21 protein-coding genes are annotated in these 20,219 nt (G+C 59.3%); 16 read left to right on the forward strand and 5 right to left on the reverse strand.

Annotated features, from left to right (window positions below; translation table 11 throughout):
• Window positions 1-5: 5 nt before the first annotated feature.
• On the reverse strand, window positions 6-914 hold the full coding sequence (gene ygfZ, locus G5253_RS16555) for a tRNA-modifying protein YgfZ (protein ID WP_021229471.1): 909 nt from the start codon (window positions 912-914) through the stop codon (window positions 6-8).
• A 111-nt stretch (window positions 915-1,025) separates the two neighbouring features.
• Here ygfZ and G5253_RS16560 point away from each other — a divergent pair, with 111 nt between their 5' ends.
• Window positions 1,026-1,295, forward strand: coding sequence for a succinate dehydrogenase assembly factor 2 (locus G5253_RS16560; protein WP_113739619.1), 270 nt, complete (start codon window positions 1,026-1,028; stop codon window positions 1,293-1,295).
• Between the two features lie 19 nt (window positions 1,296-1,314).
• Window positions 1,315-1,707 (forward strand): protein YgfX, encoded by a 393-nt coding sequence (locus G5253_RS16565; protein WP_323876225.1) that lies wholly within the window; start codon window positions 1,315-1,317, stop codon window positions 1,705-1,707.
• A gap of 156 nt (window positions 1,708-1,863) precedes the next feature.
• On the opposite strand, the gene nadB is transcribed toward G5253_RS16565, so the two are convergent.
• Entirely contained in the window at window positions 1,864-3,471 is a 1,608-nt protein-coding gene (gene nadB / locus G5253_RS16570) for an L-aspartate oxidase (RefSeq protein ID WP_005354382.1), read from the reverse strand.
• Between the two features lie 182 nt (window positions 3,472-3,653).
• Between nadB and rpoE the strand changes: the two genes are divergently transcribed.
• The 11 genes from rpoE (at window position 3,654) to cysQ (ending at window position 13,332) form a co-directional block, all read left to right on the forward strand.
• Window positions 3,654-4,235 carry an RNA polymerase sigma factor RpoE gene (rpoE, locus tag G5253_RS16575; RefSeq protein ID WP_005335411.1) on the forward strand — a complete coding sequence of 194 codons (582 nt, stop codon included), beginning with the start codon at window positions 3,654-3,656 and terminating at the stop codon, window positions 4,233-4,235.
• A gap of 22 nt (window positions 4,236-4,257) precedes the next feature.
• Window positions 4,258-4,860 (forward strand): RseA family anti-sigma factor, encoded by a 603-nt coding sequence (locus G5253_RS16580; protein ID WP_227342014.1) that lies wholly within the window; start codon window positions 4,258-4,260, stop codon window positions 4,858-4,860.
• A gap of 21 nt (window positions 4,861-4,881) precedes the next feature.
• Window positions 4,882-5,862, forward strand: coding sequence for a MucB/RseB C-terminal domain-containing protein (locus G5253_RS16585; RefSeq protein ID WP_216980206.1), 981 nt, complete (start codon window positions 4,882-4,884; stop codon window positions 5,860-5,862).
• 100 nt (window positions 5,863-5,962) lie between these two features.
• A complete protein-coding gene (locus G5253_RS16590) occupies window positions 5,963-6,424 on the forward strand; it encodes a SoxR reducing system RseC family protein (protein ID WP_040068038.1) in 462 nt (153 codons plus the stop codon).
• Window positions 6,425-6,540: 116 nt separating this feature from the next.
• A complete protein-coding gene (gene lepA / locus G5253_RS16595) occupies window positions 6,541-8,334 on the forward strand; it encodes a translation elongation factor 4 (protein WP_005335396.1) in 1,794 nt (597 codons plus the stop codon).
• 3 nt (window positions 8,335-8,337) lie between these two features.
• Window positions 8,338-9,261: a signal peptidase I gene (gene lepB / locus G5253_RS16600; RefSeq protein WP_005335395.1), complete on the forward strand. Its 924-nt coding sequence runs from the start codon at window positions 8,338-8,340 to the stop codon at window positions 9,259-9,261.
• On the forward strand, window positions 9,262-9,933 hold the full coding sequence (gene rnc / locus G5253_RS16605) for a ribonuclease III (RefSeq protein WP_005335394.1): 672 nt from the start codon (window positions 9,262-9,264) through the stop codon (window positions 9,931-9,933).
• The gene (gene era, locus G5253_RS16610) at window positions 9,930-10,829 is read left to right on the forward strand and encodes a GTPase Era (RefSeq protein WP_042053921.1); all 900 of its coding nucleotides are present in this window, start codon (window positions 9,930-9,932) and stop codon (window positions 10,827-10,829) included. Before rnc ends, era begins: the two co-directional genes overlap by 4 nt.
• Entirely contained in the window at window positions 10,830-11,540 is a 711-nt protein-coding gene (recO, locus tag G5253_RS16615; protein WP_005335391.1) for a DNA repair protein RecO, read from the forward strand.
• A gap of 84 nt (window positions 11,541-11,624) precedes the next feature.
• A complete protein-coding gene (gene pdxJ / locus G5253_RS16620; RefSeq protein WP_421203775.1) occupies window positions 11,625-12,362 on the forward strand; it encodes a pyridoxine 5'-phosphate synthase in 738 nt (245 codons plus the stop codon).
• A gap of 202 nt (window positions 12,363-12,564) precedes the next feature.
• The gene (gene cysQ / locus G5253_RS16625) at window positions 12,565-13,332 is read left to right on the forward strand and encodes a 3'(2'),5'-bisphosphate nucleotidase CysQ (RefSeq protein ID WP_421203777.1); all 768 of its coding nucleotides are present in this window, start codon (window positions 12,565-12,567) and stop codon (window positions 13,330-13,332) included.
• An 87-nt stretch (window positions 13,333-13,419) separates the two neighbouring features.
• Here the strand turns inward: cysQ and G5253_RS16630 are convergent, their stop codons facing one another.
• From G5253_RS16630 to G5253_RS16640, 3 genes are all read right to left on the reverse strand, one after another.
• Window positions 13,420-13,716, reverse strand: a complete 297-nt coding sequence (locus G5253_RS16630) for a YciI family protein (protein ID WP_216980214.1) — start codon at window positions 13,714-13,716, stop codon at window positions 13,420-13,422.
• A 24-nt stretch (window positions 13,717-13,740) separates the two neighbouring features.
• Entirely contained in the window at window positions 13,741-14,304 is a 564-nt protein-coding gene (locus tag G5253_RS16635) for a septation protein A (RefSeq protein ID WP_005354349.1), read from the reverse strand.
• A gap of 90 nt (window positions 14,305-14,394) precedes the next feature.
• Window positions 14,395-15,918, reverse strand: coding sequence for an aminotransferase class V-fold PLP-dependent enzyme (locus tag G5253_RS16640; RefSeq protein WP_421203779.1), 1,524 nt, complete (start codon window positions 15,916-15,918; stop codon window positions 14,395-14,397).
• A gap of 175 nt (window positions 15,919-16,093) precedes the next feature.
• Here G5253_RS16640 and trhA point away from each other — a divergent pair, with 175 nt between their 5' ends.
• The 3 genes from trhA to G5253_RS16655 all read left to right on the forward strand — a co-directional run.
• Complete coding sequence (trhA, locus tag G5253_RS16645) at window positions 16,094-16,729, forward strand: PAQR family membrane homeostasis protein TrhA (RefSeq protein WP_158111314.1); 636 nt, start codon at window positions 16,094-16,096, stop codon at window positions 16,727-16,729.
• A 127-nt stretch (window positions 16,730-16,856) separates the two neighbouring features.
• Window positions 16,857-18,518 (forward strand): putative transporter, encoded by a 1,662-nt coding sequence (locus tag G5253_RS16650; protein WP_216952965.1) that lies wholly within the window; start codon window positions 16,857-16,859, stop codon window positions 18,516-18,518.
• A gap of 229 nt (window positions 18,519-18,747) precedes the next feature.
• Window positions 18,748-20,219, forward strand: a 1,472-nt coding sequence (locus G5253_RS16655) for a retention module-containing protein (protein ID WP_421203781.1), incomplete at its 3' end; no start/stop codon positions are given.

A 20,219-nucleotide genomic window follows, 5' to 3' on the forward strand; every position in this document is an offset into this window, starting at 1 on the left:
CGACCTTACTCGGTCAGGGCGTAAGGCAGGGGTTGCAGGGTGAGGCGGGAGCCTTCGTCCTGCTTGAGGCGGAATTGGGCGTCAGCCTCGGTATCTTTCGGCAGTACGGCGGTGAGCCACACCTGCCCGGCCTGTTGCCAGGCGTTGAGCACCATGCCGCTGCGGCGCCAGTTGTCACCCAGTTGCAGCTCCAGGGTATCGCCCGCATTGACCGGCTCGCCGGTAGTCCCCGCCAGCAGGAACAGGGCGCGGTTGTTGGCGCCGCGATACTTGGCGCGGGCCACCGTCTCTTGACCCATGTAGCAGCCCTTGTTGAAGCTGATGCCGTCCAGTGCCTGCAGGTTGAGCATCTGCGGGATGAACTCCCCCTGATGCACAGCTTCCATGTGTGGCAGGCCCGCCTTGATCTCGAGCCCCCACCAGAGTGACTCGTCACCTTGCGGCAGGGCGTCGGCTTGCTGATTGCTCACCAGCAGCCAGCGATCCTGCTCAATCTTCACCGCCATGCCGCCGTCGATAAGACCGCTCTGCTCAAGGCCGAACTGGGCAGTGATCCACTCATCGCTGCCCGCACCGGCGATCCCGGTAGCGTGACGCTCATCGGCGGTGATCTCGACCTTGGAGAAGACGGCAAATTTCTTCAGCTCCGGCAGTTGGCGCTCCAGCACCGAAGAGCTGGTCAGCAGCAGCAGACTGTCGTCGAGGCAGAGCAGGCGGAAATTGCTCCACAGCTTGCCCTTGGGATCACAGTGGCCGCCCGGGGTCTGTTGCCCCGGTTGCAGGGCGTTGACATCACAGGTGACCTGACCTTGCAGATATTTGGCGCGATCCTGGCCGCTGATACGGGTGATGGCCAGCTTGGTCAGGGGGAAGCGGGTCGGCTCGGCAGGAAAAACAGGTGGTTGCAGGCTCACGATGGTATTCCAGAGAGAAAGTATGTGAGCTGCATGGTAAAGACGTAACTAATGTTTGTCAGCCGGAAAATCCAGCTGGTACCATCCCCCGGTCTTTGTAAGGAGAGTGCCATGTTGAGCCCAGTTGAAAAATCCCGCCTGAAGTGGGCCTGCCGTCGCGGTATGCTCGAGCTGGATGTGATCTTTATGCCCTTTTTCGAACACGAGTTCGACTCCCTGAGCGAAGCCGATCAGCAGACCTTTATCCGCCTGCTGACGAGCGACGATCCGGATCTGTTCAAATGGTGCATGGGTCATGGTGTCCCTGCCGATCCCGCATTTGCCGCCATGATCCCGATGATCCTGGAGCGCAATCAGGCGCGCCACGACCGCCAGGGGTAATACTGTGGAGCGGGTGATCATGACGGTTCACCCCTCCCGCCATCAGCAATATTTGCTGGTGGCCCTCTTTCTGTTGCTGCTCTGGCCGGTGGCTGGCCTGATTGCCGGTTGGCAGTGGGCGCTGTTGCTGCCCGTCTGGCTGGTGGCGCTCTGGCTGAGCTGGCGTGCGCTTGCCGAGCCCCCGTTCGAGCTTGTCTGGGATGGTCAGTGGTTGCAGTGGCAAGGTCGCCGCTATCAGCTCGACAAGAAAAGCCGCATTCTGCCAGGCGTGCTCAGGCTGGCGCTTTGTCCCGAACCGCAAGAGAGTGGAGCCGTGTCGCCACGGCAACTCTGGCTCTTCTCCGACGCCCTTCCCCCCGAACATTACCGCCTGCTGGCGCGAGCCATCCACTTTCTGCCGTCCAGGCACTGACGGAGTTTTCCCCGTGATGACCATGCGCTGATTTATCGCGATGATCCGCTGCCATGTGGCTGGCGACACTCTTTTTGTGACTGAAAAGCGGTTGAAAACAAGTGACCCCGCCGGGGCGGGGTCACTGATTGCTGTAACGTTTTGCGGGAAGGGGGATTAATCCCGCTCCGGGGTCAGCACGGTCGGTTTGGAGTCCGGCAGCATATCCGGATAATCCAGGTTGTAGTGCAGGCCGCGCGACTCCTTGCGCTGCAGGGCGCAGTTGACGATAAGTTCGGCCACCTGCAGCAGGTTGCGCAGCTCCAGCAGGTTGTTGGAGACGCGGAAGTTGGCGTAGTACTCCTGCACCTCCTGCTTGAGCAGGTCGATGCGGCGCTTGGCGCGAGCCAGGCGTTTGTTGGTACGCACTATCCCCACGTAGTCCCACATCATCAACCGCAGCTCGTGCCAGTTGTGCTGGATCACTACCAGTTCGTCGGAATCTTCCACCTTGCTCTCGTCCCACACCGGCAGGCGCGGCGGCTCCACGCTCATCGGCAGCTTGGCCAGAATATCGGCCCCCGCCTGATGGGCATAGACCACGCATTCCAGCAGGGAGTTGGAGGCCATGCGGTTGGCACCGTGCAGACCGGTGTAGGTCACTTCGCCGATGGCGTAGAGGCCGGGGATATCGGTCTGGCCGTTGTTGTCGATCATCACGCCGCCACAGGTGTAGTGGGCGGCTGGCACGATGGGCATCGGCTCCTTGGTGATGTCGATGCCGACCGCGAGGCAGCGCTCATAAATGGTCGGGAAGTGCTTGATGATGAAATCGGCCGGTTTGTGGCTGATATCCAGATACATGCAGTCCGCCCCGAGCCGCTTCATCTCGTGGTCGATGGCGCGGGCGACGATATCCCGCGGTGCCAGCTCGGCCCGCTCGTCAAACTCCGGCATAAAGCGGCTGCCGTCCGGGCGGCGCAGATAGGCCCCCTCGCCACGCAGCGCTTCGGTCAGCAGGAAGTTGGGATCATCGGGGTGGAACAGGCTGGTGGGGTGGAACTGGTTGAACTCCAGGTTCGCCACCCGGCAGCCGGCCCGCCATGCCATGGCGATGCCATCGCCAGAGCTCACATCCGGGTTGGAGGTGTACTGGTAGACCTTGGAGGCACCACCGGTGGCCAGTGCCACGAAACGGGCACGGATCACCTCTACCTGCTCGGCGTTGCGGTTCCAGACGTAGGCCCCCAGCACCTTGTTGCCCGGCAGGTTGAGCTTGCGGGTGGTGATGAGGTCGACCGCGTTGAAGCGCTCCATCAACTGGATATTGGGGTGAGCGCGCACCTGATCGATCAGGGTCAGTTGCACCGCCTTGCCGGTGGCGTCGGCCGCGTGGAAGATGCGGCGATGGCTGTGGCCCCCTTCCCGGGTGAGGTGGTACTGAGACTCGCCGTCGGCGTTCTCCTCCTGATCGAAGGGGACCCCTTGCTGAATGAGCCACTGGATGGACTCGCGGGCGTGGCGGGCGGTGAACTCCACCACTGCCGGGTCACACAACCCGGCGCCCGCGTTGAGCGTGTCGCTCACGTGGGATTCGATGCTGTCGGTTTCGTCGAAAACGGCAGCGATGCCTCCTTGCGCATAGAAAGTGGCCCCTTCACTGATGGGCCCCTTGCTCAGAACCAGGACTTTGGCGTGGTCTGCCAATCGCAACGCGAGGGACAAACCAGCGGCACCGCTGCCAATGATCAGTACATCGCAAAGGTATTCAACACTTGCTTTCATAAGTATCATTGGCCTGGATTAAGAACTGGCACCATGGTAGCCCAAGCGAGGGCGAGGATGCAGCCTGCATCACATTTTTTTCAATTGAAGCGAACTTTCTCTGATTCTCCCTGTCTGAACTTGTGCGCTTAGGAAGGGCCGGAAAAGAAAAACGATAACCTGATGGGGGTTTTACGGCTCTGATGAGCGACCAGAATCTACTGGACGAACAGCTGGTTGAACGGGTCCAGCGCGGCGATAAAGCAGCTTTCAACCTGTTGGTAAAAAAATACCAGCATAAGGTGGTCAACCTGGTTGCCAGGTATGTCAACAATCCCGGTGATGTGCCCGATGTGGCGCAAGAGGCCTTTATAAAAGCCTACCGTGCATTGCCGACATTCCGTGGCGAAAGTGCTTTTTACACCTGGTTGTACCGAATTGCCGTGAACACGGCGAAGAATTATCTCACCTCCCAGGGGCGCAGGCCGCCCAGCAGTGATGTGGAGGCTGACGAAGCGGAGTCTTATGGTGGTGGTGAAGCCTTGCAAGAGGTCTCAACCCCTGAAAACCTGGCGCTGACTGACGAGATCAAACGCACCGTGTTTTCAGCCATAGAGGCATTGCCGGAAGACCTGAGGACAGCTATCACCCTCCGCGAACTGGAAGGGCTGAGCTACGAAGAGATTGCCGAAATCATGGATTGCCCTGTGGGTACGGTCAGATCCCGTATCTTCCGGGCGAGGGAAGCAATCGATAAAAAGCTGCAACCTCTGATCGAGAATTAACTGGGGAAAGACGGGTTAACTTATGGCAAATAAAGAGCAAATCTCTGCCCTGATGGATGGTGACCTGAGTGACGCAGAGGTACTGAACGAGCTGGAGATGGACTCCGACTTGCAAGATACCTGGGGTCGTTACCACCTGATCGGCGATGCCATGCGGGGTGACCTGCCGGTCAATCTGCAACTGGATCTCAGTGACAGCATTATGGCTGCGCTGGAGGATGAGCCCACCATACTGGCACCCAAGCCGGTCGAGACGGCTCCCGTGCTGCAACCTGCCGTTGCGCCGGTCAAGACAGATGCCAATGTGGTTCCGTTGTTCCGCCGTGTCGGTCAGCAACTGGGGCAATACGCCATTGCCGCCTCCGTGGCCGCCGCTGTTATCTTCGGAGTGCAGCATTATCAGGGACAGGATGGCGTTCCGGCCAATCCGGTGCTCAATACCATTCCAATCGGTGGCAGCGCGGCGCCTGTGAGCGTCCATTATCCGCAACAGGATGGTGCCCGTGCCCGTCAGCAAGGTCTGACCGAACAGCAGATGCAGGAACAGCGGGAGCGGATCAACGCCTTCCTGCGTGACCACCAGTTGCAACAACGCCTGTTGCAAGACAGGCAGAACCAACAATAACGAGTCGTCAGGGATATCAACGTGCGCCAGTACAGCCGTATTTTACTGGCCTCTCTCCTGCTGATCAGTGCCAAGGCCTCGGCCGACGATAAGTCGGCCGAGGCCTTGTTGCAGCAGATGCAGAGTGCCGTGCAGCAACAGAACTTCGAATTGTCCATGGTCAAGGCCCGTCAGGGACGTCTTGAACCGATCCGCATCAGCCATGCCGTGATCGATGGCAAGGAGGTAGCCCATCTCAGCTATCTCGATGGCAAGGCGATCGAGTATCTCCAGCGTCAGAACGAGTACACCTTCTTTGAAAACAGCCATGATCCCTACACCCTGAAGGATGCCCGCTTTCCCGGTATCTGGTCGACCCTGGTGAAGATGCCGTTGGCACAGGTGCTGGAGAGTTATGATCCTGTGCTTGCTGGCCGTAGCCGGGTGGCCGGCGAGGTCGCTCAAGTCGTCAGGTTGGTTCCCAAGGAAGCTGACAAATATGGCTTTGTGCTCTGGATTGACGAACGTAGTCACCTGTTGCTGCGAGTCGACATGGTGGAGCGGGAGGGCAATCTGGTGGAGCAGATGCTGGGGGTGGATCTGCAATTGCAACAAAAACCGTCCCCATGGCTGGTAAAGCTGGCCAACAGCAAGCAGCCCTCGGCGCTGGCGCTGGAGGATGCCTATCCTGCACCGCAACAGCAGTTGAACTGGCAGATCACCTGGTTGCCCGATGGCTTCAAGGTGCTGTCGCAAGACCGGCACCAGCTGGTGACCACCAGTGTACCGGTGGATTACATGATGCTCTCCGATGGCCTGGTGGATCTCTCGGTCTACGTCTCTCGGGTCGATCCCAAGCAGGCGGTGCGCCAGCAGCTGATCCGCCAGGGGGCGACCTCGCTGGTGAGCTACGTCAACGAGGTGGGGGTCGAGATCACCGTGGTTGGGGAAGTGCCTGCCGAGACAGCCAAACGCATCGCCGAGTCGGTGCAGCCGCTGGCTCGCAACGAAGCGGTGCAGTGAGTCCATGTTCTGGGTTCACAGTAGTGTGCGGCTTGCCGTTGGCTGTGAGTCGTGTTCAGATCCTGCCATTGCATGAGCACGAGGTGTTGCCGTGAATGAGATGAGTGAAGAGCTGGCGACCGTGGTGGCCATTGAGGGTGACCATGCCTGGGTGGAGTGCGAGCGTCGCTCCGCCTGCAGTGGTTGTCAGCAGCAATCCAACTGCGGTACCGGCACTGTGGCCAAGGCGTTTCCCCTGAAAGCCCCCCGCTTGCGAGTCAGGCTGACCGCCGAGGTGCGGGTTGGCCAGCAAGTGAGGCTCGGTATCCCGCAGGAGAGTCTGCTGCGCGGGGCTGCGCTGGTCTATGTGCTGCCGCTTTTCTGTCTGTTGGCCGGCGCCTTGCTGGGGCAGCTCTGGCTGGCGCCGCTGCTCTCGGGCGGGGAGGGGATTACCATTCTCTGCTGCCTGCTGGGGGGCGTGCTGGGCTTTTTACTGGTTCGTTACTTTTCCAACCGCCTGGATCAGGGGCGTTACGGCCCGCAGATGCTCGGCGTTGTCGTCCCTGTCCGCATCCTCCCCTGACCGAACAGGCGCTATTTCACTGGCGCTGGCGACTAAAGAATGGCCGTCAGCCGGGTTATCCAGTAAAATCGCGCCTCCATAACTGACCTTAACTAATTTTGAGTGACTCTTGCTCGATGAAACACATTCGTAACTTTTCGATTATTGCGCACATCGACCACGGTAAATCGACCCTGTCGGACCGTCTGATCCAGACTTGCGGTGGCTTGTCCGACCGCGAGATGCAGGCTCAGGTGCTTGACTCCATGGATCTGGAGCGCGAGCGCGGCATTACCATCAAAGCACAGAGTGTGACCCTGAACTACCAGGCACAAGACGGTAACACCTACCAGCTGAACTTTATCGACACCCCAGGCCACGTGGATTTCTCCTACGAGGTCTCCCGCTCTTTGGCGGCCTGTGAAGGGGCGCTGCTGGTGGTGGATGCCGGCCAGGGGGTTGAGGCACAGACTCTGGCCAACTGCTACACCGCCATGGAAATGGATCTGGAAGTGGTGCCGGTGCTGAACAAGATTGACCTGCCGGCCGCAGAACCCGAGCGGGTTGCCGAGGAGATCGAAGACATCGTCGGTATCGACGCAGTCGATGCGGTGCGCTGCTCCGCCAAGACCGGTCTGGGTGTTGATCTGGTGCTGGAAGAGATCGTCGCCAAGATCCCGGCACCGGAAGGTGACCCGGATGCCCCGCTGCAGGCGCTGATCATCGACTCCTGGTTCGACTCCTATTTGGGCGTTGTCTCTTTGGTGCGGATCAAGAACGGTTCCCTGAAGAAGAACGACAAGATCAAGGTGATGAGCACCGGTCAGGTGTGGGGTGTCGATCGTATCGGTATCTTCACGCCCAAGCAGGTGGATACCCAGGGTCTGGGTTGCGGCGAGGTAGGTTGGGTTGTCTGCGGTATCAAGGACATCCACGGCGCGCCGGTGGGCGATACCCTGACTCAGGCCAAGAATGGTGCCGACAAGGCGCTGGCTGGCTTCAAGAAGGTGAAGCCGCAGGTTTATGCGGGTCTGTTCCCCATCTCCAGCGATGACTACGAGTCGTTCCGTGACGCCCTCGACAAGCTCTCCCTGAACGATGCCTCCCTGTTCTTCGAACCGGAGAGCTCCACGGCGCTGGGCTTCGGCTTCCGTTGTGGCTTCCTCGGCATGCTGCACATGGAGATCATTCAGGAGCGTCTGGAGCGTGAATACGATCTGGATCTGATCACTACGGCGCCGACCGTAGTGTACGAGATCGAGCTGACCGACGGCTCCACCATCCACATCGACAGCCCGGCCCAGATGCCCGCCATCACCAGCATCAAGGAGATGCGCGAGCCGATCGCCGAGTGTCATATCTTGCTGCCGCAGGAGTACATGGGCAACGTGATCACCCTCTGTATCGAGAAGCGTGGCGTGCAGACCAACATGGTCTACCACGGCAAGCAGGTGGCGCTGACCTATGAAATCCCGATGGCGGAAGTGGTGCTCGACTTCTTCGATCGTCTGAAATCCACCAGTCGCGGTTACGCCTCGCTGGATTACGGCTTCAAGCGTTTCGAAACCTCCGACATGGTCCGTCTGGACATCATGATCAACGGTGAGCGCGTCGATGCCCTGGCCATCATCACCCACAAGGACAACGCCCAGTATCGCGGTCGTCAGGTGGTGGAGAAGATGCGCGAGCTGATCCCGCGCCAGATGTTCGATATCGCCATTCAGGCGGCCATCGGCAACCAGATCATCGCACGCAGCACCGTCAAGGCACTGCGTAAAGACGTAACCGCCAAGTGTTACGGTGGTGACGTGAGTCGTAAGAAGAAACTGCTGAACAAGCAGAAAGAAGGTAAGAAGCGGATGAAGTCTCTCGGCCGTGTCGACGTGCCGCAGGAAGCCTTCCTCGCGATTCTCCACGTCGGAAAGGATTAATAGATGGCAAGCACGTTTTCCCTGATCCTGGTGGTGGTCTGCGCGATCACCGGTGTTATCTGGTGTCTGGACAAGATGATTTGGTCCAAGCAGCGCGCCGCCAAGATTGCCGTGGCTCGTGCCCATGGCGGTGCCCACCTGGATGAGAAGACCCTGGCCAAGGTCGCCCCCGTGCCGGTCTGGATTGAACAGACCGCCGGGGTCTTCCCGGTCATCACCTTTGTGCTGATCCTGCGTTCGTTCATTTTTGAACCGTTCCAGATCCCGTCAGGTTCCATGATGCCCACCCTGCTGGTGGGCGACTTCATCCTGGTGGAAAAGTTTGCCTATGGTCTGCGGGATCCGGTGACCAACACCAAGTTCCTCGAGACTGGCGAGCCCAAGCGTGGCGACGTGGTGGTGTTCAAGTATCCCCTTGAACCGCGCGTTGACTACATCAAGCGGGTGGTCGGCATGCCGGGTGATCGGGTCATCTATCGCAACAAGGAGCTGATGATCCGGCCCAAGTGCGAGGAGCAGGAAGGGAAAACGTGCCCGGGCTTCAAGAAGCTCGACGTCAAGTTTGAACAAAGAGGCGAATTTACCCAGATGGGGATCCCCCTTGACCGCTATACCGAGCAGTTGGGTGATGTCTCCCACGAGACCCTGCGCAACCCGCTGATGCCCGATATGGTTGGCCGTTACTATCGCCAGCCCGGCACCTACCCCGACGAGTGGGTGGTACCGGAAGGTCAGTATTTCGTGATGGGCGACAACCGCGACAACAGCACCGACAGCCGCTTCTGGGGCTTTGTGCCCGAGCAAAATCTGGTCGGCAAGGCGGTCGCTATCTGGATAAGTTTTGAATTCGAGCGCGAAGAAGGCTCCCTGCTGCCAAGTTGGGTACCGACAGGTGTGCGCTTCAACCGCATTGGCGGAATCAAGTAAATGAATATCAAGATGAACAGACTGCAGTCCCGTCTCGGGCATGTCTTTGCGGATCTGGAACTGCTGACCCGGGCGCTGACTCACCGCAGCGCCGGTTCCCGTCACAATGAACGACTGGAATTTCTGGGTGACTCGATTTTGAGTCTGGTGATTGCCGACGATCTCTTCCACCGCTTCCCGCAAGCGGCGGAAGGGGATCTCAGCCGGATGCGCGCCACCCTGGTGCGCGAGAAGACCCTGGCCGAACTGGGCCGGGAGTTTGACCTCGGGGATCACCTGATCCTCGGTCCCGGCGAACTCAAGAGCGGCGGTTTTCGCCGCGAATCCATTCTGGCCGATACGGTCGAGGCGGTGATCGGTGCCGTCTATCTGGATACCAATCTTGAGACGGTGCGGACACTGCTGCTGAGCTGGTACGCCAGCCGCCTGGAAGAGATCAAGCCGGGCATCGAGCAGAAAGATCCCAAGACCCGTCTGCAAGAAATTTTGCAGGGAAGCCGCAAATCCCTGCCGACCTACACTGTGACCAACGTCAAGGGCGAGGCACACAACCAGGAGTTCACCGTCCAGTGTGACGTGGAAGGTCTGGATGGTCCCCTCGTCGGGGTCGGCACCAGCCGTCGCAAGGCCGAACAGGCCGCGGCGCAGCAAGCATTGGAAAAACTGTCATGACAGATACCACCTACTGCGGCTTTGTCGCCATCGTGGGCCGCCCGAATGTGGGCAAGTCCACCCTGCTCAACAAGCTGCTTGGCCAGAAGGTCAGCATCACCTCGAAGAAGCCCCAGACCACCCGTCACCGGATTTTGGGGATCGATACCGAGGAGAACTACCAGACCATCTATGTAGATACCCCGGGTCTGCACATTGAAGAGAAACGGGCCATCAACCGCCTGATGAACCGTGCCGCTACCAGTTCGCTGGGTGATGTGGCCATGGTGGTGTTCATGGTCGACGGTACCCACTGGACCAAAGACGACGAGATGGTGCTGGGCAAGCTGCGCAATCTCAAGTGCCCTGTGGTGCTGGCGGTCAACAAGATCGACAACGTCAAAGAGAAAGAAGATCTGCTGCCCCACCTCGAGTGGCTGGGCCAACAGATGAACTTCGCCCATATTCTGCCCATCAGTGCCGAAAAGGGCACCAACGTGGAGAAGATCCGCGAGTGGGCTAAGGATCTGCTGCCGGAAAACGTCCATTTCTTCCCGGAAGATTACGTGACCGACCGCTCCTCCCGCTTTATGGCCTCCGAAATCATCCGCGAGAAGCTGATGCGCTTCACCGGTGAGGAGCTGCCCTACTCGGTGACGGTGGAGATCGAACGCTTCAAGGTGGAAGAGAACGGTCTCTACCACATCCACGGCCTCATCCTGGTCGAGCGCGATGGCCAGAAGAAGATGGTCATCGGCAACAAGGGCGAGAAGATCAAAACCATCGGCACCGAGGCGCGCCTCGATATGGAACGTCTGTTCCAGAACAAGGTGCACCTCGAGCTGTGGGTCAAGGTCAAGTCGGGCTGGGCTGATGATGAGCGCGCCCTGCGCAGCCTCGGGTATGGCGACGACTGATTGCTGACCCCGGCTTTCGTCATCCACAGTCGGCCCTATCGGGAGACCAGCCAGCTGGTCGAGGTCTTCACCCAGGATAGTGGCCGATTTACTCTGGTGGCTCGCGGTTCTCGCGGGCCACGCTCCCCTCTCAAGGGGCTGCTGCAACCTTTTACCCTGCTCACCATCGCCTGGCGCGGCAAGGGGGATCTCAAGAACCTCACCCAGGTCGAATGCCCGGATCACTCCCTGCGTCTCGGCGGCGATCGTCTCTTCTACGGCCTCTATCTCAACGAGCTGGTCTACTACCTGCTGGAAGCGCACACCCCGTTCCCCGAAGTGTTCGACGCCTATGCTCGTGCCATCATGGCGCTGGCCGACGGCGAGACGCCTGAGCTGCCGCTGCGCCGCTTCGAGTTCCTGCTGTTGCAAGCACTTGGATATGCGGTGGATTTCGAATACACGGCGGACGACGAGTCGCCCATCGAGCCGACCCTGCTCTATGGCTTCGAGCGTGAATTGGGCTTTGTTGCTTGCGAGCGGGCGCCGGATCCCCGTACCCTGTTTCTCGGTGCCCACCTGCTCGCCTTTGCCGAGGGACGTTTCGATACCCCTCCCTTGCTGCAGGCGGCCAAACGTTTCAGCCGATTGGCACTGCAACCCTATCTGGGCAAGCGCCAGCTAAAGAGCCGGGAGCTGTTTTTAAAACGCAAAGCCAGTATGCAAGGCTGACACAGATTACAGACATACGGATATTGGCGCGGGGTGATTCGCTGACCGCGCAGTCAACAGATGAAGCCTTTCAAGGAGTTCTCAATGAGTGAAATCTATCTGGGTGTGAACATCGACCATATCGCCACCCTGCGCAACGCCCGTGGCACCCAGTATCCGGATCCGGTACAGGCCGCATTCGTGGCCGAACAGGCCGGGGCCGATGGCATTACCGTGCATCTGCGTGAAGATCGCCGCCACATCACCGACCGCGACGTGGAGATCCTGCGCCAGACTATCCAGACCAGAATGAATTTGGAGATGGCGGTGACCGAAGAGATGATCGGCATCGCCTGCCGCATCAAGCCCCACTTCGTCTGTCTGGTGCCGGAGAAGCGCACCGAAGTGACCACCGAGGGCGGTCTGGACGTGGCCGGTCAGCGGGACAAGGTGACTGACGCTGTTGCCCGTCTCTCCGCGGTGGGGGCCCAGGTTTCCCTCTTTATCGACGCCGATCCCATCCAGATTGATGCGGCTGCCGAGAGTGGCGCCCCTTTTATCGAGATCCACACCGGTCGCTATGCCGATGCCACCACAGATGCCGAGCGCAACGCCGAGTTCAAGCGTATCGCCGCCGGCGCCTCCTATGCCGTTGGCAAGGGGCTCAAGGTCAATGCCGGCCACGGCCTGCACTACCACAACGTCAAGGCCATCGCCGCCATCCCCGAGCTCTATGAGCTCAACATCGGCCACGCCATCATCGGCCGCGCCGCCTTCGACGGTCTGGCCAAGGCCGTGAGCGATATGCGTCTGCTGATGCAGGAAGCCCGTCAGGGGATCTGAGTTGCAAAATAGGCCCGCGGCCTGAGACCGGCCGCTAGAAATAACAAGGGACGCCACGGCGTCCTTTGTTATTTCAGGTGTTGTTCAAGTGAGGGCAATGGGTTGGCGGCTATAGAGCTGTAATAACCCAGCACAATCGGCTATAAGCAGTTGATGTCAAAAGGGTTACACTGGTTGACCCTGTGAGTTGGACGAGATTGTTATGGAGCATCCCCTGTACCACCCCGATATCACCGATCTGGAACCTGTCGCCCGTGCGGCGGGGGCGGCCATCATGGCGATCTACAGCGAGCCTTTTGCGGTGGAGTACAAGCGCGACGAGAGTCCGCTTACCGCTGCCGACAAGGGGGCCCATGAGGTGATTGTGCAGGCGTTGGCGCGGCTGACCCCCGATATCCCTGTGCTGTCGGAGGAGTCGGGCCCCGAGGTGATGGCGGCGCGCCACGGCTGGTCACGCTACTGGCTGGTGGACCCCCTCGATGGCACCAAGGAGTTTGTCTCCCGCAACGGCGAGTTCACCGTCAATATCGCGCTGATTGAAGAGGGGGTGCCGCGTTGGGGACTGGTTTATGCGCCTGTGCTGGACAAGCTCTGGTACGGTGGCAAGGGGCTCGGAGCCTGGCGCATCGCCGATGGCAAGCGCGAGCCCATCCAGACCCAGCCTCATCGTGAAGGTGAGGCGTGGCGCGTGGTGGGCAGTCGCAACCACCTGTCGCAGGCGACCCTCGATTTCTTGGCACCTTTTGGTGAGATCGAGCTGGTCTCCATGGGCAGCTCCCTCAAGTTCTGCATCATCGCCGAGGGGGGCGCCGAGCTCTATCCGCGCCTCGCTCCTACCTGCGAGTGGGATACTGGTGCGGCGCAGGCGGTGCTGGAGGGGGCGGGGGGCAGCGTCACCCAGCTCGATGGCTCATCCCTTGCCTACAACAAGCCCGATATCCTCAATCCCTGGTTTGTCGCCAGAGCGTGACCTTGTTGGTGCGCTGAGCATCGCGCAATAAAAAGAGGCCGGAGCGGGTTGTACATCCGTTCCGGCCTCTTTGTATTTGACGCAGTTTTAAAAGACTTTCTTGAACGGCTTGATGGTCACTTTGGCATAGACGCCAGCTACAGCATAGGGATCGGCATCGGCCCAGGCTTTGGCGTCAGCCAGCGAGGCAAACTCGGCGATGACGGTGCTGCCGGTAAAGCCTGCATCGGCCGGATCCTCGGCATCGATGGCCGGGTTTGGACCGGCGGTCAGCAGGCGCCCTTCATCCTGCAGGGCTTGCAGGCGAGCCAGATGGGCAGGGCGAACTTGCTTGCGCAGTGGCAGGCTATCGGGGACATCTTCGGAGTAGATGAGATACCACATGAGAGGATCCTTTTCTGATGAGGGTTATTTTTTGGGTTCGTCTTTTTGCTGGGACAACTGCTCGGCAGGGATGTGGCGATAGAGATAGACGCCGCTCAGCAGGGTAAAGACCAGCGTCATCCCCAGCAGGCCGAACACCTTGAAGTTGACCCACATCTCTTGCGGCAGGTTAAACGCCACATAGAGGTTGAGCAGGCCACAGACGGTAAAGAAGCCGACCCAGCCGAGATTGACCTTGTCCCAGACTGCATCGGGTGCCTGCAGCTCCTTGGCCAGCATCTGTTTGATCAGGTTCTTGCCAAAGCCGTAGCGGCTGATGAGCAGACCCAGTGCGAACAGTACGTTGATGACAGTCACTTTCCACTTGATGAAGGTGTCATCGTGGAAGAAAACCGTGAGGCCGCCAAAGAAGCCGACCAGCAGGAAGGTGAATAGTTGCATCTTCTCGACTTTGCGATAGCGGATCCAGCTATAGGCGAGCTGCAGACCGGTGACCACCACCAGTGCGCCGGTAGCCATGTAGATGTCGTAGAACTTGTAGACCGCGAAGAAAACGATAAGTGGAATAAATTCAATAAATTGCTTCATTGTTGGCGCCTAGTCCTCAAAGATGGCCTGCAAATTTTGCCCAGTCTACCTGCATGGCGGACAACGGCAAATGAATAAGACCGCTCATTTTTACGCCGGTTCCGCGCTGTCGCCAAACAGTTGGCGTGCAATGGAGATCCCCAGTCGCAGCTGATCGGCCAGCAGGTCGCGGATATGGCGCTCTTCAATCAGAGGGTTGAGCAGCACGGCGCGCAGCAGGGTGAGCGGTTGGGCACCGTAGCGTACCACCGCTCGTTGGGTGCGGGAGACAAAGCTGTGCCCCTCGGCCCGCTGGGCTTTTTGCAGGGCTACGTTGAAGTCGTTGATCTGCGCATTGGCCGCTTCATCCAGCACCTTGCCCTGCAGATGGGGCGGGATGCAGCGATAGGAGAGCAGGTTCATCACCGGAGCAGACATCAGCTCGAAGGCGGGGTCGCTTTCGATGAGCTCTGCCATCAGCCGGGCCCGGTCGTAGTTGGCCTCGATCAGGTCGGCATAGCCTTGCTGGCCAAACAGCTGGAAGGCGGCGTCCAGATAGAGGGCGTTGGCCGGGCGGGTGCCCTCCAGCGTAAAGCGGCCCTGATCGAACGAGGTGGCGCGAATGGCATAGGGCGCCTCCCGCTTGACCGCCATCATCAGGTCGGGCTGGCGGCAGAGCAGCATGCCGGTACCGAGCGGCACCAGCAGCTGTTTGTGGCCATCGAGGGTGACGGTATCTGCGCGCTCGATCCCGGCCAGCAGGTTTTGATAGCGGGGGGAGAAGAGGGTCGGGCCACCCCAGGCAGCATCCACGTGGAAGTGGATCTGCTCTCGTTCGGCAATGGCCGCCAGCTCAGGCAGGGGATCGATGGAGCCAAAGTCGGTACTGCCTGCCACGCCGACCAATGCCAGTACTTTCAATTTCTGCTCTTTGCACTGGATCAGCGCCTGTTCCAGCGCAGCCAGACTGAGCCGGTTCTGCTCGTCGGTCTCGAGGCGCCAGACGCTGCGGGCGCCCAGTCCCAGCAGATCCATCCCCTTGTCGAAGGAGTAGTGCATCAGCCGTGAACCGAGAATGACTGCACCGCGATAGCCTTGCTCATAGAGCGCGAACAGGTTGTCGCCGCAGGCGCGGTTGCGGGCCAGCCAGAGAGCTGTGACGTTGGCGATGGTGCCGCCGCTGGTCATGACGCCGAGGGCGGCATCCTTGGCATGCATCTGCTCGCCGTAGAACGCATCGTCCCTGCCATAGATGAGGCGGTGCAGCTTGGCCAGCACCTCCCGCTCCAGAAAGCTGAGCAGGCGGGAGGACTCCATCTTCATCGGATTCTGGTTGAGCATCACCAGCAGGCGCGACAGCTCGGCGGTATAGGCCGGCAGGGGCGCCGTCATGTGGCCCATGTAGCGTGGCGAGATGAGGTGCGAGGCGCCGGGTACCAGAGTAGCCAGCCGCGCCAGATACTCCTCGATAGGTTGGCCGACTGCAGGCATGCGGGATTGATCGAGCTGGTGGGTGAACAGGTCGCGCTGATAGGGGGCCTGACTGTCGTCGGAGTGGTGGAAGCTCTCCAGCAAGGTGTTCATCGCCTCGCCAAAGGCGGGATCCGCTTGTGCAAACAACTCAGTCAACTTCATCAGGTTCTCCAGACCAGGTCACCGGGTTAGGTGTCTATGCCGCTTGTCTCGGGCATCGGCGGCAGAGCATACACCAAAGGGGGGCGGGTGACAGCCACCCCATTTTTTAAGCGAACACTTGTACTCCGAAATGGTGCTGGGTAGAGTGAGCCACAGTTATTGTGGAGTCGATGTTATGAGTGGTGTGATGGATTACTCCCCCCGGGAGGAGCTGGCAAACCGGCTGAGTCACGGTGCGGGATTGTTGCTGGGGATTGTCGGGCTGGTGCTGTTGCTCATCAAGGGATGGGGACAGGGTACGCAGGCGCTGGTGAGCTACAGCCTCTATGGCGGCAGTTTGGTATTGCTCTATCTCGCCTCGACCCTCTATCACAGCATGGCTGAAGGGCGTGCCAGACGCTGGTGCAAGGTGTTTGATCACTGTGCCATCTATCTGCTGATTGCCGGCACCTATACCCCCTTTCTGCTGGTGGCGCTCGATACGCCGTTGGCGAAGGGGTTGATGGTGGTGATCTGGGCCCTGGCGCTGGCCGGGGTGGTGTTCAAGCTGGTGTTTATCAACCGCTTCAAGAAGTTGTCGCTCTTTACCTACCTGATGTTGGGCTGGCTGTCGCTGGTGGTCATCTACCAGCTCTATATCCATCTGGCCGGTGAGGGGTTGTTGCTGCTCGGGCTTGGCGGCCTTATCTACAGCCTCGGGGTCATCTTCTATGTGGCCAAGCAGCTCCCCTATAACCACGCCATCTGGCATCTCTTTGTGCTGGGTGGCAGCGTTTGTCACTTTATGGCCATTTACGGCTACGTCGCCTAACGTCTTGTAACTAGCCCTTAATTGGTATTTTTGGCGCGTAAAAGGATAAATTCGTGCGGTATCACACAGTTGGCATCAGCGTTTGCTGACAAGCTAGGGCCAGTTCAATTCGCAAAGGATGCACGAAATGAGTGAAATCGCGCTTTCCATCAGCATGTTGTCGCTGGTGGCAGTGCTGGGACTCTGGCTTGGAAACTGGCGAGTCTATGGCGTTGGGTTAGGGATCGGTGGGGTGCTGTTCGGCGGCATCATAGTGGGTCACTTTGCCGGGGTGTCAGAGCTGGCGCTCGATGAGCAAACACTCCATTTTATTCAAGAGTTTGGCCTGATCCTGTTTGTCTATACCATCGGCATTCAGGTCGGCCCCGGTTTTTTCTCGTCATTGCGCAGCTCCGGACTCAAGCTCAATGCCTTTGCTGCTTTGCTGGTTATCCTGGGGTGCATCGTTGCGGCGGCACTTCATCAACTGTTTGATGTGCCGCTACCGGTGATCCTCGGGGTCTTCTCCGGTGCCGTGACCAATACCCCATCTCTTGGTGCGGGTCAGCAGATCCTGGCGGAGCTGGGAGCTCCCCATGGTTCAACCGGGCTGATGGGGATGGGATACGCAGTGGCCTATCCATTCGGCATCTGCGGCATTTTGCTCACCATGTGGCTGGTCAGGGTCTTCTTTCGCATCAAGATCGACGATGAAGCCGCCCAGTTCGAGTTGCAGACAGGTAAAACCAAGGAGAGCTTGCAGACCATCAACATCGCGGTACGCAACCCCAACATGCATGGCTTGATGCTGAGCGAGATCCCGAGTCTCGACGAGTCTGATGTCATCTGCTCACGGCTCAAGCGTGGCGACGAGCTGATGGTGCCGCGCCCTGATTCCCGTATCGAGCTGGGCGACCTGCTGCACCTAGTTGGTGAGCGCCATGCACTGCACAAGGTGTTGCTGGTGCTGGGTGAAGAGGTCGACACTTCCCTATCGACTCGCGGTACCGACCTGAGGGTGGAGCGGGTCGTGGTGACCAACGAGCAGGTGCTGGGCAAGAAGATCCGCGATCTTGACATCAAACAGCGCTATGACGTGGTGATCTCGCGCCTCAACCGGGCCGGTATCGAGCTGGTACCGACCAGCCAGACCAGTCTGCAGTTTGGTGACATCCTCAACCTGGTAGGTCGTCTCGATGCCATCGAGGCCGTGACCAATGTGGTCGGCAACGTGCAGCAAAAACTGCAACAGGTGCAGATGTTGCCGGTATTTATCGGGATTGGCCTCGGCGTATTGCTCGGCTCCATCCCCTTCTACCTGCCCGGATTCCCGGCCGCTCTCAAATTGGGTCTGGCGGGGGGGCCGCTGGTGGTGGCGCTGATCCTGTCGCGGATCGGCAGCATCGGCAAGCTCTACTGGTTCATGCCCCCCAGCGCCAACCTGGCGCTGCGGGAGATCGGGATCGTGCTGTTTCTGGCGGTGGTTGGCTTCAAGTCAGGGGCCGGCTTTGTTGATACCCTGATCAACGGTGATGGCCCCTCCTGGATGCTATATGGGGCAGCGATTACCCTGATCCCCTTGCTGGTGGTCGGGGTGCTGGCGCGTCTCTATGGCAAGATGAACTATCTCACCCTCTGTGGCTTGCTGGCTGGCTCCATGACGGATCCTCCCGCATTGGCCTTTGCCAACGCCATGCACCCGACCAGTGGTGCCAGTGCGCTCTCCTATGCCACTGTCTACCCGCTGGTGATGTTCTTGCGGATCATCTCGCCGCAACTGCTGGCCATCATCCTCTGGGCCGGTGCATAGGGTTAATTCTGACAGGAGCATGCCTTGTCATGCTCCTGTCATGATAATGTAATGTATTGATAATTTTAGTTTTTATTTTTCGGTAATCCCCTCGTCACCCTTCTGTCTGGCTGAACGGTCCAGCCTCAAATCAGTCTATTCTTTCGAATTTTCGAACTGGTTATTTGCTCTCTCTCTGTGCAGAGTAGGCTGTGGCTTTTTGCATGCAAATCAGGATTCAGGAGAGAACATGATTACCAATTCCGTTACTCTGGAACAGGGCGTAACCGTCACCCAGCTCAAAGGTCAAGTTTATCAGGTGGCTGCAGATGGTAGCCGCAAGTTGCTGGTGGAAGGGGATGTGCTGCCGAAAGGGGCGGTGATCATGTCGCCGGATGGCGCCAGTTTCATGGGCGGCGGACAGTCTTTCAATGTGCAACCTGCCAGCGAGCAGAGTGAGCCTGCCGAAGAGGAAGATGCTCCCCAGCTGGCGCAAAACAGTGCCGCAGGCACACCCGATGATATCAGTGCCCTGCAAGAAGCCATTTTGGGTGGCGCTGACCCGACCCAGGCCTTTGAAGCCTCCGCCGCAGGCGGTGCACCTGCTGCCGGTGGTGGTGGTGTTGGTGGTGTTGGTGGTGTCGCCGGAGCCAGTGGCAACGGCGGTTTTGTCACCATCGACCGTACCGGTTCCGCAACCATTGCTGAAGCCACCTTCGATACTATCTACAACGCCAATGGCGAGCCACCGCTGGATGCGGCTGGAGAAGATGAGGTATTTGACCTTACGCCTCCAACCATCTCCGTGGTAGCGCCAGACAATACCAATGACACCACTCCGACCCTGACCGGAACCACGGATGCGCCTGCAGGCAGCACGGTGACCCTGGTGGTGACCGATGTCAACGGCAATCAGCAGACCCTGACCGCTATTGTCACACCTAATGGCACCTTCACCGTGGATGTCACCACACCGCTGGCCGAAGGGGGCTATCAGGTGACGGCTTCCGTGACCGATCTGGCCGGCAACACCGGCACCGCGACCGATGATGGCAGTGTGGATGTAACCGCTCCGGTGATTACTGTTGATGCACCTGACAATACCAATGACACCACCCCGACCATTACGGGCACTACGGATGCACCTGCTGGCAGCACGGTCACTCTGGTCGTGACCGATGCCAATGGCACTCAACAAACGTTGACCGCCATCGTGCAACCGGGTGGTGGTTACAGCGTAGATGTCACTACTCCGCTGGCGGAAGGTGGCTATCAGGTAACGGCTAGCGTCACCGATCCGGCTGGCAACAGAGGTACGTCGAACGACGATGGTAGCGTGGACACCACGGCGAACATCACGGTGAGCCTGGATGACGTGAACGCGGGCAATGTGGCCAACGCACCCATCAGCGGCACCTCCGATGTGGGCCCGGGTCGCACCGTGACCCTAGTGATCAGTGATGCCGCCGGTAAGAGCCTGACAGTCACTGCCATCACCGATGTCGATGGCAACTACAAGACCAGCGCCGATCTGAGCGGGCTGGCGGATGGCAACCTGACCGTGGTGGCCAGCGTCATCGACGCGGCGGGTAACCCTGCCAGCGCCACCGACGATACCACCTTGCTCGATACCACGCCACCGGATGCCAGCATCACCCTGGATGGCAACATCACCCCTGACGACGTGATCAACGCGGCCGAGTCTAAGCAGGACATCGCCGT

This window comes from Aeromonas sp. 602658 (assembly GCF_049173005.1).
In the GTDB taxonomy this organism is placed as follows: domain Bacteria; phylum Pseudomonadota; class Gammaproteobacteria; order Enterobacterales; family Aeromonadaceae; genus Aeromonas; species Aeromonas veronii_A.

Coding starts and splice junctions, on each gene's coding strand:
- G5253_RS16560 (WP_113739619.1), top strand. CDS start 1,026: ATGTTGAGCCCAGTTGAAAAATCCCGCCTGAAGTGGGCCTGCCGTCGC.
- G5253_RS16565 (WP_323876225.1), top strand. CDS start 1,315: ATGACGGTTCACCCCTCCCGCCATCAGCAATATTTGCTGGTGGCCCTC.
- nadB (WP_005354382.1), bottom strand. CDS start 3,471: ATGAAAGCAAGTGTTGAATACCTTTGCGATGTACTGATCATTGGCAGC.
- rpoE (WP_005335411.1), top strand. CDS start 3,654: ATGAGCGACCAGAATCTACTGGACGAACAGCTGGTTGAACGGGTCCAG.
- G5253_RS16580 (WP_227342014.1), top strand. CDS start 4,258: ATGGCAAATAAAGAGCAAATCTCTGCCCTGATGGATGGTGACCTGAGT.
- G5253_RS16590 (WP_040068038.1), top strand. CDS start 5,963: ATGAGTGAAGAGCTGGCGACCGTGGTGGCCATTGAGGGTGACCATGCC.
- lepA (WP_005335396.1), top strand. CDS start 6,541: ATGAAACACATTCGTAACTTTTCGATTATTGCGCACATCGACCACGGT.
- lepB (WP_005335395.1), top strand. CDS start 8,338: ATGGCAAGCACGTTTTCCCTGATCCTGGTGGTGGTCTGCGCGATCACC.
- rnc (WP_005335394.1), top strand. CDS start 9,262: ATGAATATCAAGATGAACAGACTGCAGTCCCGTCTCGGGCATGTCTTT.
- era (WP_042053921.1), top strand. CDS start 9,930: ATGACAGATACCACCTACTGCGGCTTTGTCGCCATCGTGGGCCGCCCG.
- pdxJ (WP_421203775.1), top strand. CDS start 11,625: ATGAGTGAAATCTATCTGGGTGTGAACATCGACCATATCGCCACCCTG.
- cysQ (WP_421203777.1), top strand. CDS start 12,565: ATGGAGCATCCCCTGTACCACCCCGATATCACCGATCTGGAACCTGTC.
- G5253_RS16630 (WP_216980214.1), bottom strand. CDS start 13,716: ATGTGGTATCTCATCTACTCCGAAGATGTCCCCGATAGCCTGCCACTG.
- G5253_RS16635 (WP_005354349.1), bottom strand. CDS start 14,304: ATGAAGCAATTTATTGAATTTATTCCACTTATCGTTTTCTTCGCGGTC.
- G5253_RS16640 (WP_421203779.1), bottom strand. CDS start 15,918: ATGAAGTTGACTGAGTTGTTTGCACAAGCGGATCCCGCCTTTGGCGAG.
- trhA (WP_158111314.1), top strand. CDS start 16,094: ATGAGTGGTGTGATGGATTACTCCCCCCGGGAGGAGCTGGCAAACCGG.
- G5253_RS16650 (WP_216952965.1), top strand. CDS start 16,857: ATGAGTGAAATCGCGCTTTCCATCAGCATGTTGTCGCTGGTGGCAGTG.